The sequence below is a fragment of the Streptomyces sp. enrichment culture genome (assembly GCF_964272895.1).
Classification (GTDB): domain Bacteria; phylum Actinomycetota; class Actinomycetes; order Streptomycetales; family Streptomycetaceae; genus Streptomyces.
Genome location: NZ_OZ186832.1, coordinates 4,483,166 through 4,498,596, shown reverse-complemented (window position 1 = coordinate 4,498,596; position 15,431 = coordinate 4,483,166). Strand labels below are relative to the sequence as shown.

At 69.5% G+C, this 15,431-nt stretch carries 18 protein-coding genes and 1 pseudogene; 12 read left to right on the top strand and 7 right to left on the bottom strand.

All coding sequences use genetic code 11. The annotated features are described in order from the left end of the window. Positions 1-100: 100 nt before the first annotated feature. The 5 genes and pseudogenes from fusA to ACSU6M_RS20435 form a co-directional block, all read right to left on the bottom strand. Positions 101-2,227: an elongation factor G gene (fusA, locus tag ACSU6M_RS20455; protein WP_437071191.1), complete on the bottom strand. Its 2,127-nt coding sequence runs from the start codon at positions 2,225-2,227 to the stop codon at positions 101-103. Between the two features lie 39 nt (positions 2,228-2,266). Beyond that, positions 2,267-2,737, bottom strand: coding sequence for a 30S ribosomal protein S7 (rpsG, locus tag ACSU6M_RS20450; RefSeq protein ID WP_413951258.1), 471 nt, complete (start codon positions 2,735-2,737; stop codon positions 2,267-2,269). A gap of 2 nt (positions 2,738-2,739) precedes the next feature. Continuing rightward, on the bottom strand, positions 2,740-3,111 hold the full coding sequence (gene rpsL / locus ACSU6M_RS20445; RefSeq protein ID WP_003948652.1) for a 30S ribosomal protein S12: 372 nt from the start codon (positions 3,109-3,111) through the stop codon (positions 2,740-2,742). 598 nt (positions 3,112-3,709) lie between these two features. Continuing rightward, positions 3,710-3,892: pseudogene (locus ACSU6M_RS20440) on the bottom strand (hypothetical protein); the annotation flags it as partial. Beyond that, positions 3,889-4,608, bottom strand: a complete 720-nt coding sequence (locus tag ACSU6M_RS20435; protein WP_437071190.1) for a hypothetical protein — start codon at positions 4,606-4,608, stop codon at positions 3,889-3,891. The gene ACSU6M_RS20435 and the pseudogene ACSU6M_RS20440, both read right to left, overlap by 4 nt. A gap of 366 nt (positions 4,609-4,974) precedes the next feature. On the opposite strand from ACSU6M_RS20435, the gene ACSU6M_RS20430 reads away from it, so the two are divergent. From ACSU6M_RS20430 to ACSU6M_RS20400, 7 genes are all read left to right on the top strand, one after another. Then, positions 4,975-5,430, top strand: a complete 456-nt coding sequence (locus ACSU6M_RS20430) for a helix-turn-helix domain-containing protein (protein ID WP_437071189.1) — start codon at positions 4,975-4,977, stop codon at positions 5,428-5,430. 288 nt (positions 5,431-5,718) lie between these two features. Next, the gene (locus tag ACSU6M_RS20425; RefSeq protein WP_437071188.1) at positions 5,719-6,126 is read left to right on the top strand and encodes a hypothetical protein; all 408 of its coding nucleotides are present in this window, start codon (positions 5,719-5,721) and stop codon (positions 6,124-6,126) included. A gap of 123 nt (positions 6,127-6,249) precedes the next feature. Next, positions 6,250-6,825 (top strand): phage tail protein, encoded by a 576-nt coding sequence (locus tag ACSU6M_RS20420; protein WP_437071187.1) that lies wholly within the window; start codon positions 6,250-6,252, stop codon positions 6,823-6,825. A 126-nt stretch (positions 6,826-6,951) separates the two neighbouring features. Further along, positions 6,952-7,242, top strand: a complete 291-nt coding sequence (locus ACSU6M_RS20415; protein WP_437071186.1) for a hypothetical protein — start codon at positions 6,952-6,954, stop codon at positions 7,240-7,242. A gap of 65 nt (positions 7,243-7,307) precedes the next feature. Continuing rightward, positions 7,308-7,679, top strand: a complete 372-nt coding sequence (locus ACSU6M_RS20410) for a hypothetical protein (RefSeq protein WP_437071185.1) — start codon at positions 7,308-7,310, stop codon at positions 7,677-7,679. A gap of 61 nt (positions 7,680-7,740) precedes the next feature. Then, on the top strand, positions 7,741-8,391 hold the full coding sequence (locus ACSU6M_RS20405; protein ID WP_437071184.1) for a hypothetical protein: 651 nt from the start codon (positions 7,741-7,743) through the stop codon (positions 8,389-8,391). A 107-nt stretch (positions 8,392-8,498) separates the two neighbouring features. Continuing rightward, a complete protein-coding gene (locus ACSU6M_RS20400) occupies positions 8,499-8,840 on the top strand; it encodes a hypothetical protein (protein WP_437071183.1) in 342 nt (113 codons plus the stop codon). Between the two features lie 101 nt (positions 8,841-8,941). Here ACSU6M_RS20400 and ACSU6M_RS20395 read toward each other — a convergent pair whose 3' ends face one another. Both ACSU6M_RS20395 and ACSU6M_RS20390 read right to left on the bottom strand, forming a co-directional pair. Then, positions 8,942-9,439, bottom strand: a complete 498-nt coding sequence (locus ACSU6M_RS20395) for a hypothetical protein (RefSeq protein WP_437071182.1) — start codon at positions 9,437-9,439, stop codon at positions 8,942-8,944. A gap of 170 nt (positions 9,440-9,609) precedes the next feature. Then, the gene (locus tag ACSU6M_RS20390) at positions 9,610-9,960 is read right to left on the bottom strand and encodes a hypothetical protein (protein WP_437071181.1); all 351 of its coding nucleotides are present in this window, start codon (positions 9,958-9,960) and stop codon (positions 9,610-9,612) included. Positions 9,961-10,034: 74 nt separating this feature from the next. Between ACSU6M_RS20390 and ACSU6M_RS20385 the strand changes: the two genes are divergently transcribed. The 5 genes from ACSU6M_RS20385 to ACSU6M_RS20365 all read left to right on the top strand — a co-directional run bounded on the left by ACSU6M_RS20385 (position 10,035) and on the right by ACSU6M_RS20365 (position 15,389). After that, the gene (locus tag ACSU6M_RS20385) at positions 10,035-10,709 is read left to right on the top strand and encodes a hypothetical protein (protein WP_437071180.1); all 675 of its coding nucleotides are present in this window, start codon (positions 10,035-10,037) and stop codon (positions 10,707-10,709) included. Between the two features lie 75 nt (positions 10,710-10,784). Next, the gene (locus ACSU6M_RS20380) at positions 10,785-11,804 is read left to right on the top strand and encodes a hypothetical protein (protein ID WP_437071179.1); all 1,020 of its coding nucleotides are present in this window, start codon (positions 10,785-10,787) and stop codon (positions 11,802-11,804) included. A 196-nt stretch (positions 11,805-12,000) separates the two neighbouring features. Beyond that, entirely contained in the window at positions 12,001-12,837 is an 837-nt protein-coding gene (locus tag ACSU6M_RS20375; protein ID WP_437071178.1) for a hypothetical protein, read from the top strand. Then, a complete protein-coding gene (locus ACSU6M_RS20370; protein ID WP_437071177.1) occupies positions 12,824-15,184 on the top strand; it encodes a hypothetical protein in 2,361 nt (786 codons plus the stop codon). Before ACSU6M_RS20375 ends, ACSU6M_RS20370 begins: the two co-directional genes overlap by 14 nt. After that, the gene (locus ACSU6M_RS20365) at positions 15,177-15,389 is read left to right on the top strand and encodes a hypothetical protein (protein ID WP_437071176.1); all 213 of its coding nucleotides are present in this window, start codon (positions 15,177-15,179) and stop codon (positions 15,387-15,389) included. The genes ACSU6M_RS20370 and ACSU6M_RS20365 overlap by 8 nt, the downstream gene beginning before the upstream one ends. Positions 15,390-15,431 lie beyond the last annotated feature (42 nt).

Genomic DNA, 15,431 nt, shown 5'->3' with positions numbered 1-15,431 from the left:
TTTGCTGTTAAGTCCCGGAACCCGGGGCAAACACCCACGATCGTGTGCGTTTGCCCCGTGAGGCTCCGGAGTCAAGCCTACGGCGTGTGAACGCGGTGCGTTACTCGCCCTTGGCCTTCGCGATGATCTCCTCGGCGACGTTCCGCGGAACCTCGGCGTAGGAGTCGAACTGCATGGAGTAGCTGGCGCGGCCGGACGTCTTGCTGCGCAGGTCGCCGACGTAACCGAACATCTCCGAGAGGGGCACGAGGCCCTTCACGACGCGGGCACCGGCCCGCTCCTCCATGGCCTGGATCTGGCCACGGCGGGAGTTGATGTCGCCGATGACCTCACCCATGTAGTCCTCGGGCGTGGTGACCTCGACGGCCATCATCGGCTCAAGGAGCACGGGGGACGCCTTGCGCGCGGCCTCCTTGAAGGCCTGCGAACCGGCGATCTTGAAGGCGAGCTCGGATGAGTCGACCTCGTGGTAGGCGCCGTCGAGCAGCGTGACGCGCACGCCGGTCATCTCGTAGCCGGCGAGGATGCCGAACTGCATGGCCTCCTGCGCACCGGCGTCGACCGAAGGGATGTACTCCTTCGGCACGCGGCCACCGGTCACCTGGTTCACGAACTCGTACGAGGTGTCGCCACTCTCGATGGGCTCGATCGCGATGATGACGCGGGCGAACTGGCCGGTACCACCCGTCTGCTTCTTGTGGGTGTACTCGACCTTCTCGACGGCCTTGCGGATGGTCTCGCGGTACGCGACCTGCGGCTTGCCGACGTTGGCCTCGACCTTGAACTCACGGCGCATACGGTCGACCAGCACCTCGAGGTGCAGCTCGCCCATACCACCGATGATGGTCTGGCCGGTCTCCTCGTCCGAGTGGACCTGGAAGGACGGGTCCTCCTCGGCCAGACGCTGGATCGCGACGCCGAGCTTCTCCTGGTCGCCCTTCGACTTGGGCTCGATGGCGACCTGGATGACCGGGGCCGGGAAGTCCATGGACTCCAGGATCACCGGGTTCTTCTCGTCGGACAGCGTCTCACCGGTGGTGGTCTGCTTCAGACCCATGACGGCGACGATGTCACCGGCGCCCACCGACTCGATCTCCTCACGCTTGTTGGCGTGCATGCGGTAGATCTTGCCGATGCGCTCCTTGCGGCCCTTGACGGAGTTCAGCACGGCGGTGCCGGACTCCAGGCGGCCGGAGTACACGCGGACGAAGGTGAGCTTGCCGAGGTGCGGGTCGCTCATGATCTTGAACGCCAGCGCCGCGAGCGGCTCGTCGTCGGACGGCTTGCGCTTGATGACCTGCTCGGGGTCCTTGACGTCGTGGCCCTCGATGGCCTCGATGTCGACCGGCGACGGCAGGTAGCGCACGACCGCGTCGAGCAGGGGCTGAACGCCCTTGTTCTTGAACGCGGTGCCGCAGAACACGGGGGTGACGGTGGTGCCGCCGCCCTTGCCGGACGCGATGGTGATACGACGGATCGCGGCGTACAGCTGCTCCTCGGAAGGCTCCTCGCCCTCCAGGTACAGCTCCATGATCTCTTCGTCGTTCTCGGCGACGGCCTCGATCAGCTTGCCGCGCCACTCCTCGGCGGCCTCGACGTGCGTGTCGGGGATGTCGACGGTGTCGTACATCTCGCCCTTGGTCGCCTCGGCGGACCAGACGAGAGCCTTCATCTTCACCAGGTCGACGACGCCCTTGAAGTCCGCCTCGGCACCGATCGGCAGCTGCATGACCAGCGGCTGGGCGCCCAGACGGTCGACGATCATGTCGACGCAGCGGTGGAACTCGGCACCGGTACGGTCGAGCTTGTTGACGAAGCAGATACGCGGAACGCCGTAGCGGTCCGCCTGACGCCACACCGTCTCGGACTGGGGCTCAACGCCGGCGACGCCGTCGAACACCGTCACGGCACCGTCGAGCACGCGCAGGGAGCGCTCCACCTCGACGGTGAAGTCGACGTGACCCGGGGTGTCGATGATGTTGATGGTGTGGTCGACGTTCTCCAGCGGCCAGTGGCAGGTGGTGGCAGCAGAGGTGATCGTGATGCCACGCTCCTGCTCCTGCTCCATCCAGTCCATGGTGGCAGCGCCGTCGTGGACCTCACCGATCTTGTAGGACACACCGGTGTAGAACAGGATCCGCTCGGTGGTGGTCGTCTTGCCCGCGTCGATGTGGGCCATGATGCCGATGTTGCGCACCCTGGCCAGGTCAAGCGAAGTGGTAGCCATAAGGCTTCAGTCTTCTCTCGGTCTCGATGTGGGTAGCGACTACCAGCGGTAGTGCGCGAAGGCCTTGTTGGACTCGGCCATCTTGTGCGTGTCCTCGCGCTTCTTCACAGCGGCACCGAGGCCGTTGCTGGCGTCGAGGAGCTCGTTGAGCAGACGCTCGGTCATGGTCTTCTCGCGACGGGCGCGGGAGTAACCGACCAGCCAGCGCAGCGCCAGGGTGTTGGCACGGCCGGGCTTGACCTCGACCGGGACCTGGTAGGTGGCGCCACCGACACGGCGGGACTTGACCTCGAGGGTCGGCTTGATGTTGTCGAGGGCGCGCTTGAGCGTGATGACCGGGTCGTTACCGGTCTTCTCGCGCAGACCCTCCATGGCGCCGTAGACGATGCGCTCGGCGGTGGAGCGCTTGCCGTTCAGCAGCACCTTGTTGATCAGGGAGGTCACCAGAGGAGAACCGTAGACCGGGTCGATGATGACCGGGCGCTTCGGGGCGGGGCCCTTACGAGGCATTCTTACTTCTCCTTCTTGGCGCCGTAACGGCTGCGAGCCTGCTTGCGGTTCTTGACACCCTGGGTGTCGAGCGAGCCACGGATGATCTTGTAGCGAACACCCGGCAGGTCCTTCACACGGCCGCCGCGCACGAGCACGATGGAGTGCTCCTGCAGGTTGTGTCCCTCACCCGGAATGTAAGCGGTGACCTCGATGCCGCTGGTCAGACGCACACGCGCGACCTTACGCAGGGCCGAGTTCGGCTTCTTCGGGGTGGTCGTGAACACACGCGTGCAGACGCCACGACGCTGAGGGGAACCCTCGAGTGCGGGCGTCTTGTTCTTCTCGACCTTGTCCTGCCGGCCCTTGCGGACCAGCTGCTGGATCGTAGGCACTACTTCTCCGGTTTCTGTGTGCCGATGGGTACAGCTAACCTGGAACGTCGCCGACCCACGCGGTCGGGTGTGTCGAATCCGGCAGACTCCCGCCGCGAGGCGAAAAGGGCGCAGATTACGGTGGCCGCTCTCGGCCCGTATGCGGTTTGTAGGCACGCACGAGGGCCAGGGCACACCCCAGGCACAAGGTCTGAGCGTACCTACCGCACAGACTCCGGTCAAAACCAATGGAACGGCACGGGGGAGCCGGCCGCTCAGGGGGGCGTGAACTGGGGTTTCTCCGGTGAACGCCGCTATACCACAGCTGACGCGGAACGGCGACCCGGGCCGTCCGCGCCGCGCCGGGCGCGACCGGGAGGGCGCCGGGAGGGCGGGCGCCGGGAGGGCGGGGCGGCTCGTCGGTGCCGGCCCCCAGGGCCGAGTCCTTGGTTGCCGGGCCCAGGGCTCCGGGGGCCGTCATCAGGGAGTGCGGGGGCGGTCACGGGCGCTTCGGGCGGGGTGTCTCCTCGGTTGCGGCGTCCTCGCGCCGGAGGTCGGAGCGTGGCCGTGGGGCGGGGGTGACGGTGGGCGCGGAGGCCCGTGATCGGCGCCTGCCCGCGCGGGAGGCGCGTTCGGCCGCGAAGACGTCCTCCAGGCGGAAGAGCTGGGCGCGTCCGGCCCGCGCGGCCGGTGCGAGGCGGCCCAGCTGGACCCACTTGCGGATGGTGGCGGGCGCGACGCCGGCCTCCTGGGCCGCGAGGGGCCCGGGGATCAGCGTCGGCAGGTCGGGGCAGCCGCTCATCGGGACTCCTCCCCCTCGATGGACGTACGCCGCCACTCCGTCTCGTCCCAGCTGTGCCGGTAGGCCGGGTCGTCGTGGCAGCCGCACAGTTCGTCCGTGCAGCGGCAGGCCGGGTTGATGCACAGCACGGCGCCGCGGTCCGCGAAGGCGCGCAGGGAGACCGAGTCGCACCAGGGGCAGCGGCCGGAGACCCGGACCACAGTCTCCGTGTCGCCGAGGGCATGGGCGCAGCGGCGGGCCATGCGGCGCGTCTCGTCCCGTACGTGCGCGGCGAGAACGGGGTCGGCGGCCACCTCGTCGAGCAGGGCCGCGATCCGGCGCAGCCGCTCGGGCACCGGGGCCCGGCGGGCGCGCGGCAGGCCGAGCCGGTCGCGGACGGCCTCCTCCAGTTCGACGACACCGTCGGTGATGTCGCGCAGGGCGTCGGAGACGTGGAGCCGCAGCGGGGCCGCGCTGTGGCCGGGGGCGGTCAGGCCGTGCCGCTGCTGGAGCAGCAGTGCCTCGGCGCGTTCCTCGCGCAGACGCGCGGCGAGGTCGGCGGGTGGCGGCTGGGGCGGGCCGGGGCGGTGCGCCGACGAGGTGCGGCCCGGTACGAGTTCGGCCGACAGCTCCGGGAGTTGCTGGAGCAGGGTGCCGATCCAGAGCGCGGCCTGGTCGACGGGGCGGTCGTCGGTCGCAGGCGGGCCGGACGGGCGCGGGTGTCGTGTCTCAGGCACCGTGACCTCCCGGCGTCCGCTCCCCGCCGCAGGGCACCGGGCGGCCCGTCGGCTCCAGCGGTTCCCGGTGTGTGAAAGGGCGAGGGGCATGGGGTGCGCCCGGAACTCTCGGCGGGCATGAGCCGGCCACGGACATGGAGCCTCCTGGTGGGCGGATGACGAGCGAGCCCCACCAGCCTCACAGATTGCGCGCGCGCTCGCAACGTATTTTCAGGCCCCGAAGCTCGTACCGCCCTGGAGAGCCGGTCGCAACCGGCCAAATCCCCCACTTTCTGCACGGTTTTTTCACAGGGCTTGCAGACGACACGTAATACCGCGCGCGCAAGCAAGCTAAACTCAGGACTTCCGAAGGGGGGCGAACACCACATGACCAGTCAGGACCTGAACACGTTCGCCGCATGGGTCGAAGACCTGATGCGGGCACGCGGGTACGACATCGACAGCCCGCGCGGCGGCGGGAAGTCGCGGATCGCGGACGAGGCGGGCGTCCACCGCGCCGCCGTCACCCGCATGCTCCAGCGCCAGAGCATGCCGGACCTGGAGACCACACGGCGGCTGGCCAGGGCGCTCGACGTCCCGGTGCGCGAGATGCTCATCCGTTCCGGCCGGCTGACCGCCGAGGAACTGGCCGACCCGCACGACTACCTGACGACCGCCCCCTCCGGCCCCGAGCGCCGCCACCGGGTCACGCCGGCGGAGGTGGCCGAGCTGCTCGGCGTGCCCGCGGACCGGCGCGAGGTCTTCGTCAGGGTCGTGGAGCAGTTCCTGCCCGCAGAGCCCGGGGCGGCGTCCGGCACGGGAACGTCCACGGGAGCGGAGTGACGACGCCGGTCCGCTGACGCCCGCCTCCCCCGCTCCCCCTCGCACCGCCTCGCCGCATTCACATGCAGCGGGGCGTTTTTCTGTCCGCGTCCGCTCCCCCGGATCCAGGGACCGCCCCACCCGCCCCGGAATCACTAGTTGCGCTCGCGCTCGCAACATGTCACAGTAGATGCAGCGGCGGAGCTGTGCCCACGACCGGGTGCGGCCCGCCGTTTCGCATGGGCCCGCCTCCACCGGGCCGTACCGCCGGCGGCCCCGCGCCGTCGGCCTGACAGAAGGGAGGCCCCCGTGGCCGACCCTGCGGTCACCTTCCCCGACGTCGAGCGACTCGTCGTCGACTTCCTGACCGATCGCACCGAACTCGCAACCGCCACCGTGGACAACGTGCCGCCGCCCGGCTTCACCGGCGCGGAGCCGGTCGTGCTGGTCTCCCGCGCCGGCGGGGCCTGGATCGACGACCAGCACCTGGACCAGCCGCTGGTCGACTTCGAGGTCTACGGCCCCGACAAGACCGCCGCGCACACGCTGTCCCTGAAGGTCCGCTCCGCACTGCTCGCCCTGCGGGGCACGACGTACGGCACCACATACGTGGCCGACGTCGTCGAGGCCGACGGACCGCGCTGGCTGCCCGACTGGAACCGCTCCGCGGCGAACCGCTACTACTCCACGGTCCGGCTGGCCATCCAGCCCGCCTGAGCGCGCCACCCGGCCCGCTCTCCCCCGTACCGGCCCTGCCCGCCTTTCACGGCATCGGCGGGGCCTTCGCCATGTCCGGACCCGGAGATGGCCCAACCACCGTAAGAATCAGAGGAGTTACGCATGGCAGGCAACAGCGTCAAGGAGATCCGAGTCGCCGGCAGCGGCCGCATCCTGGTGGCCCCGGCCGAGACGGCCGGTCCGGCCGACACCACCGTCGCGTGGGGCGCCGCGTGGAAGGACCTCGGCTACACCTCCACCGACGGCATCAAGCTGTCGAAGAAGGACAAGCTGGACCCGATCGACACCTGGCAGTCGCTCTCCCCGGCCCGGTTCGTCCTCTCCGACCGCGACCTGACGGTCAAGTTCCAGATGATGCAGATGAACGAGGACACCCTGCCCTTCTTCATGGGCGGGGGCAGCATCACCGAGACCGCCGCCAGCTCCGGTGTCTACAAGTACGAGGTGGCGACCAACCCGGAGGTCAACGAGCGGGCCCTGGGCATCGAGTTCACCGACGGAAGCTCGGTGATCTACCGGTTCGTCATCCCGCGCGGCCACGTCACGGACACCGAGGAGATGTCCCTGGCCCGCAACTCCGCCATCAAGCTCGGTGTCACCTTCAGCGCGCTGGCGGTCAAGGACAGCTCCCCGCTGGCCACCTTCCTGATGAAGGACCCGGCGTACGCCGCGGGCTGATCCACTCCCCGGCGGGCGGGCCGGAACCGGGGCCGTACGGCCTCGGCGCCGGCCCGCCCGCGCACCTCTCCCGATCCTCGATCCCCGATCCAGGGCACATCCCTTACCTGACCCAGGAGTTGAAGCATGGCGGCATTCGACGTCAGCGCGGCCCGCGCCCAGCGCCAGGAGGCCCTCGGCCGCGCCTGGTCCTTCACCATCGACGGCGACACCTTCACGCTCCCCACGGAGCTGACCCGCAGGACGGCCCGCGCGCTGCGCGAGCTGGACGACAACGACGTGGACGGTCTGCTGCGCGTGCTGCTGGGCGAGACCCAGTTCGAGCGCTTCGACCGGCACGAGGTCACCCTCCAGGACATCGCCGCGATCCTTGAGGCGTACGGCAAGGAGACCGGGCTCGGCCTGGGGGAAGGCTGAGCCTCGGCGAGTTCGTCGACGAGCACGCCGAGGCCCTTGAGGCGGACCTGCTCCGCCACTACGGCGTGGACCTGCTCGACTGGCACCGCGGCCGGCTCTCCTCCCGCCGGCTCGCGGTGCTGGTCAGACATCTGCCACGCGACAGCGCGACCCTGCGCGCGATGCACGGCGAGGCGGTCGAGTGGACGGTCACCGACTATCTGCTCGCCGCCGCGGTCGACCAACTCGCCGAGGCGAACTGGATGTTCGCCACCGTCAACCGGGACGAGGACGCAGAGCCGCTGGAGTACCCGAAGCCGGTGCCGCGGCCCGGAGCGCAGCAGCCGCCTCGGGAGGAGCAGCCCGAGCAGCCGCCCCCACCACGGGCCGAGGCCGGTGGGGAGACAGGTCGGCTCCGCAACCCCAGCGCCGCCGAGCTGACTCAGTTCTTCAGCTGAGCACCCACCCCGTCCCGTCCCCGAGACCCGATTCGAGACCCCTCGCAGGAGTGATGCACCCATGACCCGCTACACCCCGCTCGGCGGCCTGCCGTACCCGGAACCGACCGACACCGCGAACCTCCCGCTCCACCTCCAGTCCCTGGCGGAGGGCGTCGACGGCCGTACCGTCCTGCGCTACGCGAACGCCACCGAACGGGACGCGGCCGTCAAGACGCCGGTCGCCGGGATGGTCGCCTGGCTCTCCACCCCCGGCACGCTCAGCTACTACACGGGTTCCACGTGGGTGGCGCTGGGCGCCTGGAACACGTACACCCCCGTCTGGACCGCCGACACCACGGCGCCCGCGATCGGCAACGGCACGCTGACCGGCAAGTACGCGGTGGTGGGCAAGGTCTGCCATTTCAGCACCCTGGTGACGTTCGGTTCGACGACGACCTTCGGCAGCGGCTACTACACCCTCAGCCTGCCGGTCACGTCCGGCGCGCTCGGCGGCCTGGTGCAGTTCAGCGGCGTGGCCACCGCCTCCTCGGTCCGGGCGGTGCTCTTCTGCCAGCCGACGGCGAGCACGGGCGCAACGGCCTACACGCTGTGGGGTCCGACCTCGTCGACGTCCCCCGACCTCAACCAGATCGGCAGCTCAGGAGTGCTCGGCACGGCGTGGTCCAGCACCAGCGCGATCCGCATCACCGGCACGTACGAGGTGGCCTGAAACCACCGCCGTATTCCCGGCCGGCGGACCGTCGTTGGGGTACGCTGCAAGACGCTTATCACTCACCTGTTCGATTACCAGGGGTGGCTACACGGAGGGCGGGGGTCGTGACGAGGGATGACGGCACGGTGTGGGACGAGGCCGAGGTCAGGGAAGCCACCCTGGAGATCCAGCAGGCCCTGGCCGCACGCTTCAGGGGCCGGCCCCTGCCGCCCGACCTGGTGATCACCACTCGGTCGGAGATCGAGAAGCGCGAGTTCACCGCGTACGCGCACGGCTGGCAGGACCGCGGCGAGCACGACGCCCGGCGCAGGGCGGAGGCGAGGGCGAAAACCGAACCCGAGCCACAACCCCACCGCTCCCAGCCGCCGGCGGCCAAGATCCTCCCCTTCCCCGACCCCTCCGACACCACATCGGCCCGCCCCCACCCGGACGACGAACGGCACTGACGCAGGCACTGCTTCGAGAGCGCCCTGCGTCGGTGCCGGTACCGGTGCCGGCGGGAGATTGCCTTCAGGACGAAACAGTCGGCGTGTCTACGAGCTGCACCTCAGTTCTGGACCCGGAGGGACCACTTGGTCATCGGTCCCCACTTCAATTCCGGCCCCTCCACCGCAAGCAGGCCCTGCACCTCGGGGACAGTGACGACATCGTCGAACCGGTGGCTCCGCCCCGCGAGCACACGGATGCACCGCCCCTGCTCGTTGTAGACACCCAGCCGCCCCCCGGCATCACCGAATTCCGCCGCGATCCGCGTCCCCGGCGCCGGGCATTGGAAGAAACGCGATGCGCCACCCTTTACCCGCGCCGGCAGCGGCCCGGCGGACATCGCGTCCACAAACCGCACTTTCCAGCGCCCCAGCATCTTATAGCCGCGGATGAGCCGCACCTCTTCACATTGTCCCGGTTCCAGCTCAAAACCGCCGGTGCTGCCGGACCATCGCCACGCCTCGACAATCACCGCGCGCCCACGCAACTCTTCCGGCACCTCAAGGACGCGCGACTTGTACCCGGAGAAATAGTTCTTCCGATCACCTGTGCCGAACACAAATCACCTCAGATGCTTCACGAGGGCGTCGGCCGCCGACCTCACCCGCCACAACGTCGAGGATCGTGGCCTCCCCACCACCACCATCGACCGCCGGCCGCAGATCGGTCTCTTGCGGTTGATGGCAATTGATATCGAGTGTACGCGCAGATCGCCCGCCGAGCTCGGTTCTATTTGTTCCGCGGGAAGAACTTTCTCCGCCCGCTTTCACCCTCCGGCGCCAGCGGCTCTTCGACGTACTCCTGGGTATGGATGAGCTCACCCACGGTCACCCGGAACTTGCTCTTCTGCCAGCTCAATTCATTCGACCTGACGACGACAATAAGTTCGTTTTCGCTGATCCGAAATACGGATCGCGGTCCCTCCCACAGGTATTTCGACGTTCCAGGTGTGCACACCTTGGCGAGCTCCAGCGCTCTTTCCCTGGCGTGCTCGACTCCCCCTTCCACGTGTTCGACCATTTCGAGCCTAAAATCGTCGCCCGTTTCCACCAGCACATACCAGGACTCCTCGTCGGACACGATGCACCCCTCATGACAATCGAAAGAAGAACCTGAAACCAATTCCATCGTCGAGCATCAACCAAGGAGGAAGAATGGCCAACGAAGGCGACATCGTCGATGCTATCACCTGGGTCAGCAAAAAGGACTGGGTCAGGGCAAGAGAGAAGGCTTTCACCTTCTCCAGCACCATAACCGCACTGAAGACCGACATAACTCTGCTGAAGGCCGAGATCTCCGGCCTGGCGATCGCCTCCCTCGGCGCCAACCTTGTCAAGGTCGATTACAGCTTCCTGAAAGTGGACGAAAAGGGCGTCACCTGGCGAGGCGAGCAGCTCTACGCGACCAAGCGAGCGGACGAGGCCAAGCATCATCAGACGAAGTGGGAGCGAGCCGTCCGTGACTTCGACAAAGAAGTCACGGCACTGAAGGAGGCGGAAGAGGACGCCAGAAAGAAGAGGGCTGAACTCGAAGCAGCCAGCGCACGACTGAACTCCTCTCGCGAAAAGGCCAAGGGCTCGAAGGCTACGACCGCCGACTTGAAAGAACTGGGCCGAAGTGCGGATGCCCAGCGAAACGCACAGAAGGCTTTGGAGCAGGCCGAGCAGAAATTCAGGAACCTGCGCACGAAGGTAAATGAAACACGAACCCGCGTCGACAACCTCAAGAAGGACATGGACGAGGTGAAGCCCGACAAGGTCTTCGCCAGGACGACGGAACAACTGAAGAACTTCGAACAAGCGCTGCAGAAAGCCGCCAACCAGGCGTGACCGACCCCCGCCCCCCGACGAACTGGAGACAGAGACATGGGTCTGAGTGCATCGCTCAACCAGACGACAGCCAGCGTGAACAGATTCCGGACAGCTCTGAGCAACGCATCGGGCAGCCTGGGCACACTGCGGCAGTCCACGGGCACCGCCACCACGGCCGTCAACAAGATTCGGACCGGCGCCGGCCAGCTCACCACCTCCCTCGGCAAGCTCAAGACCGCCGCCACCCAGAGCGGCAGCAGCGTCGACAAGGTGAAGACCGCTTCCAACTCCGCCAACACCAGCCTCGGCAAGGCCCGTACCGGCTCCGACAAGCTCAAGGCGTCCCTCGACAGGCTCAAGGCGTCCGCCAAGGGCGCCCAAGGTGAGCTGAAGAAGGTCAAGTCGCAGTCGGACGCGGTCGAGAAGTCCGTCGGCAGGGCGGCGAAGAACGCCGACAAGGGCGGGACGTCGATGGGGAAGCTGGGCAAGGGGCTCAAGGGGGCCTCGCTGGCACAGCGGGGGCTGAACCTGGCGATGGCGGCCAGTCCCTTCGGGCTGGTGATGACGCTGCTGGCCCCGCTCATCGCGCAGTTCGTGAACATGGACAAGGTCACCAAGGTGGTCCGGCAGACCGTCTCGACCGCCATGCGGATCATGGGCTCGGCGATGAGCGGACTGGCGAAGAACGCCGGCCCGGTCCTCAGGGGGCTCGGCAACGCCATGCTCTCCCCCATGACCGGCCTCGCCGTCGCGGTGAACGGACTGCTCGGCGCGCTCGCCGGCATCCGGATCAGCATCCCCGACTGGGTCCCCAAGTACGGTGGCCGCTCCTTCGGCTTCCCCCGCCTGAGCGTGCCGGTCCCGCACCTGGCCGCCGGCGGTCTCGTCCAGGCCCGCCCCGGCGGCACCCTGGCGCTGATCGGTGAGGCCGGGGAAAGCGAGGCGGTCATCCCGCTGTCCAAGCTGGAGCGGATGCTCGGGCACGGCGGCGGACTGCGCAGCCTCACCGCCGCCGTGGAGCGACTGGCCGACCGCCCGGTCATCATCCAGGTCGACTCCCAGCAGATCGCCCGTGCGGTGTTCCTGGGCGGCCGCCAGCTCGCCCGCCGATAGCGGCCCCTGCCCCGCGGGCTCGCTCGCACGCCCACCCACGCGGCGCCCGGACGCTCACCCGCCCGCACGCCCGCACGCCCGCACGCCCGCACGCCCGCCGAGAGCGGAATCCCCCTCCGGCGCACCCCCGCACGCCCCCGCACATCCCGAGGCCGACGCCCACCCGTCGGCTTTTTTCATGTCTTCAGGAGTCCTCATGGGAAACCTCTGGATCGGCCCGCCCGGCTCCATGACCGAGATCGACCAGGCCGCGAAGTCCTTCGACCGCACCGCCGACCTCGGCGTGAGCGAGTTCAAGTCGCTCGGCGGCCGGGTCACCGTCACCCGCAACCAGGCCCCCGTCCGCCGTATGAAGCTGGCCTGGGACCTGCTGGCCCCCGTCCACGCCCGCGCCCTGGACCGCCTGGCCCGCAGGATCGGCGGACCGGGACCGGTGTTCGTCGTCGACCCGGCCGCCGGCAACGTCCTCGGTGCCGGCCAGGCCGCCGGGCTCGGCGTGCCCGGCGCCACCGACATCACCGGGCTCGCCCAGTGGTTCCGTACGGGGACCACCGGTTCCGTCGCCGAGAGCGGCACCGTCCCCGGCACCTTCGTGTTCACCGCCGCCGACGCCACCAGCGCGCTCGCCTGGCGCTGCACCGGCACGGCCGGCAACTTCCCGGTCACGCCCGGCCTCACGGTCTCCTTCCACGCCCCGACCGCCCTCGCGGCGCTCGGCACGCTGGGCGTCGGCATCGACTTCAAGAAGGCCGACGGCTCCTACCTCAGTACGACCTCGGCCGCCGGTCCCCTCGTCTCCGGTACCGTCCCGGCGGGCGCCGCCTACGCCACACCCACCGCCAAGCCGGGCACCGCGGGCACGTACTCCCTCGCGGGCGCCTGCTTCACGTACGGCGGGACGGCGGAGGCCGGTGTGCCCGGTGACGGCCTGCCTCCGATGGCGATCACGGGGTACAGCGACACGCCGGGCCGCCCGCTGCCGTACCGCTCCTTCAGCCTCGACCTGGTGGAGGTGTCCGGTGCAGCAGGCTGACGACGCCACCACCGCGGCGCTCGCCGCCGGTGAGCGCACCACGAAGCACACCACCCGGCTCGGCGGCAAGGACGTCTCCGCGCAGGTGCAGTCCTGGTCGGTGGAGCGGTCGTACGCCACCGACCTGCCGGCCTCGATGCGCGCCTTCTCCGGCTCGTCCTCGGCGCAGCTCCAGCTCCAGGTCTCCGGAACGGGCGGGGTGACGGCGCCCGAGCTGTACGCGCCGTGGGCGCCCCGGACCACCGGCGACATAGCCCGTCCGGGGCAGTCCGTCGTGCACAGCGGCGGGGTCGGCGCAACGACCCTGCCCGCCTTCCGCGGCACCGTGCGCTCCCGCTCGGCGCAGGCCGGCACCGACACCGTGCAGATCACCGCCCTCGACGGCGCCGAGCGGCTGCGCGGCCCGGCGCTGCTGCCCAAGCCGTACGCCGGGTTCCGAACGGGCCACCCGGTCGCCACCGCCACCTGGTGCGTGGACGAGCTGCTGCGCCAGGCCGGTGTGCTCACCTCGCCGCCCGCCCGCTACCCCGAGTTCGTCGCGGGCCAGCCGCTCACCCTGGTCCACGCCACCCTGCACGGCGGCTTCGCCACTCCGTACGGCCAGCCGGAGATCGTGCCGAGCGACGACGACTACACCTGGACCCGGGACGGCGCCCCGCACGAGATGGCGCTGCTGCCGCGCACCACGGGCGTCAGCGCGAGCTGGTTCCCGCGCTCACGGATCACCGTGCCCGGGTCCCGGCTGTTCGCCGAGGCGTGGGTCAACCCGGCGGTCGGCGCGGGCGACCGCGTCACCCTGGAACTGATCATGGACCGCACCGGGAACACCGGGGGCTCCCTTCGCCTGGAGGTCGACTTCGCCGAGGGCGTCCTCGGCATCTGGTCGACCACCCTGGACGGCGCCGGGCGGGGCTTCGTGTGGAACTGGACGGAGCTGCGCGCACTCAAGGGGCCCTGGCACATCGGAGCCCTGTTCGACACCACGGGCAGCACCGGCTCCTCGGTCTACCCGACCGTGCAGCCCCGGCTGACCGGCCCCGACGGCACCCAACTCGTGGGCGCGGCCGCCACGTTCACCGACAGCTCCGCGCTCCAGTACGCCTCCGAGCTGCGCGAGCTGAAGCTGCTCACCGACATGGCGGTGGAGGGCGTCCAGCTCACCGGCGGGCTGACCGGCATGCCCTCGCCGTCGGTGTTCGCGCAGACCGGCACGTGGACCAAGGGAGCCGAACTCGACGACGCCATCCTGCCGTTGCACGGGGTGCCGCGGGTGTCGGGGTCGCAGTGGGAGGTCATCGGGCAGATCGCCAAGGCGACCATGTCCACCGCCGAGTTCGACGAGCGGGGCATCTTCCGCTGGCGGAACTACACCCGGTTCAACACCCAGCCCACCCAGCCCGACCTCACCCTGACCTCGGTGCGGGACATCGCCTCGCTCACCCTGACGGAGGAGATCGACGCCTGCCGCAACTACGTCGTCCAGCCCGCCAAGGTCTGGGAGAACTTCGGGGTCAGCGCCGGCACGACCTACACCGACACCAAGGTGCGGACGATCCCGGCGAACGGCACGCTGACCGTCAGCTATGTCATGGCGGAGGAGGAGTTCGACATCGGGCCGCCCATCACGGACGACGACTCGGTCGTCACGGGGGGCTCCCAGGTCCGCTTCGCGACCACCGCGGCCGGTACCACGGCGGTCAAGGGCGCCGTCGACGTGCTGACCCGCCGCGAGGACGGGTACCTGGTGGTGCGCTTCAGCAACCGCACGTCCAAGCCGCTGTACACGGCGAAGAAGGACGGCACCCCGTCGGTGTACCTGATGACGCTGAAGCCCCAGGCCGATCCGGTGGAGCGCAAGGCCACCGCCTATGTGCCGGGGACCGCGAGCGAGCGGTTCCACGGCCGGCAGGAGCACACCGGGGAGACCACCGACTGGATCCAGGACCTGGCCTCGGCGCAGGCCATCGCGAACGCCCTGTACAACGCCGGGGCTTATCCGGTGCCGGTCATCGGTGACGTGGAGGTGCTGTACGACCCCCGCGTCCAGCTCGGTGACGTCGTACGGCTGATCGACAGCTCGGGGACGCGGCTGGACACCCTGGCCTGGGTGGTCGGCATCAACACGTCGGCGACCGCCGACGGCGGGGTACGCCAGACGCTCACCCTGCGCGGCACCCAGCCCAACGGGATCCCGGCCGACGCGGGGCTCACCCCCGACGCCCCCGCCGATCCGCCGGCCGTGAACCTGGCCACGTACGCCTCGGTCACCTCGGCCTTCCCGACGCTGGCCGCGCTGACCGCGTCCGGGTTCACCTGGGGCCAGATCAAGGAGTCCGCCCATGTCTGAGACCGTGCCCGAGGAGACCTCGGCGCCCGCTCCCGGTGAGCCGGTGAGCGTGGTGGTGACCGAACCCGGCCCGGTGGTGGAGCCGGAGCCACCGGCCGAGCCCGAGCCGTCCGAGGAACCGGAGGTGATCGCCACCCCCGTCAGCGTCGGCATCCCCGCCCCCGAACCCGAGCCGCCGACCGAACCGACCCCACCGGAGATCTGACCCACGGCCCCGCCGGAGCCGCCCGGCGTCCCCGGACGAGAG

Bases quoted from the DNA above. Each gene is read 5' to 3' on its own strand.
- fusA (WP_437071191.1), bottom strand. From the start codon at position 2,227: ATGGCTACCACTTCGCTTGACCTGGCCAGGGTGCGCAACATCGGCATC.
- rpsG (WP_413951258.1), bottom strand. From the start codon at position 2,737: ATGCCTCGTAAGGGCCCCGCCCCGAAGCGCCCGGTCATCATCGACCCG.
- ACSU6M_RS20430 (WP_437071189.1), top strand. From the start codon at position 4,975: ATGACCAGTCAGGACCTGAACACGTTCGCCGCATGGGTCGAAGACCTG.
- ACSU6M_RS20420 (WP_437071187.1), top strand. From the start codon at position 6,250: ATGGCAGGCAACAGCGTCAAGGAGATCCGAGTCGCCGGCAGCGGCCGC.
- ACSU6M_RS20415 (WP_437071186.1), top strand. From the start codon at position 6,952: ATGGCGGCATTCGACGTCAGCGCGGCCCGCGCCCAGCGCCAGGAGGCC.
- ACSU6M_RS20405 (WP_437071184.1), top strand. From the start codon at position 7,741: ATGACCCGCTACACCCCGCTCGGCGGCCTGCCGTACCCGGAACCGACC.
- ACSU6M_RS20385 (WP_437071180.1), top strand. From the start codon at position 10,035: ATGGCCAACGAAGGCGACATCGTCGATGCTATCACCTGGGTCAGCAAA.
- ACSU6M_RS20375 (WP_437071178.1), top strand. From the start codon at position 12,001: ATGGGAAACCTCTGGATCGGCCCGCCCGGCTCCATGACCGAGATCGAC.
- ACSU6M_RS20365 (WP_437071176.1), top strand. From the start codon at position 15,177: ATGTCTGAGACCGTGCCCGAGGAGACCTCGGCGCCCGCTCCCGGTGAG.